This is a genomic window from uncultured Maribacter sp. (assembly GCF_947500405.1).
Classification (GTDB): domain Bacteria; phylum Bacteroidota; class Bacteroidia; order Flavobacteriales; family Flavobacteriaceae; genus Maribacter_B.
In genome coordinates this window covers 1-766 of sequence record NZ_CANMRY010000068.1, presented here as the reverse complement: position 1 = coordinate 766, position 766 = coordinate 1, and the positions used below count along the sequence as shown (strand labels likewise).

Genomic DNA, 766 nt, shown 5'->3' with positions numbered 1-766 from the left:
CGTTAGGCACAAGTTGAAAACAATATTGAAAATAAGTAGAAACATTCATTACGCAATTATAAGCTATCTGATACTTAACCTAATCTGGTCAGCTATATGCGTTCATAAGTTGGACTTTTTTCAAAAAGATGGTGGATTTAAATTAGGACTTGGATATCTAACGATTTTTAGTATATGTATTTTCATTAGTCAGGGTTTTAAAAAAATTAACCGCTTAATATTTTCAACTCTGCTCATTTATGGAACTTTTCTCTTAGCAACCTTTGCTGCCTTTTTTCTTTCAATGAACATTGGTTACAAAATTGACTCATCGGACTTGTTACTTCAGGCTTTATATATTGGACTAAGTTCTCTGACAGCCTCTGTACTGTTGACACTAATTATACATCGTTACTATGGACTTGAAAATTTAAGGCAAACAATACTTTATGTTTTCATTATGGCTGTTCTAGGGAGCATAATTTGGCAATCTTTATCCTTGGAAAAGGAATATGTTCTTATAGGCATGTATTTAATATGGCAGACCTTAGTTCTAATTCCAATTTTGCACGGACTAAATAAAAAACCTGTGCCTAACAATGGCTATAATTAATACGGGTTTTGGTTCTTAACGCTAAGTTTTGGTTATATTTAGAGTGTCCGCCAAATATTTTGGATTTGGCTTTTAAATAGAAAAAATAAAAACAAACAAAAAGATTTGGCTAATCGTTTAAACGGAAACAAAAACGAACTTTTATTCCCGTACTAATCATAGCCGAGACCGTTG

1 protein-coding gene is annotated in these 766 nt (G+C 32.1%); it reads left to right on the top strand.

Features of this window, described 5'->3' with window-relative positions; genetic code table 11:
* Positions 1-592, top strand: a 592-nt coding sequence (locus Q0945_RS16020; RefSeq protein ID WP_299436686.1) for a hypothetical protein, incomplete at its 5' end; no start/stop codon positions are given.
* Positions 593-766: the final 174 nt, after the last annotated feature.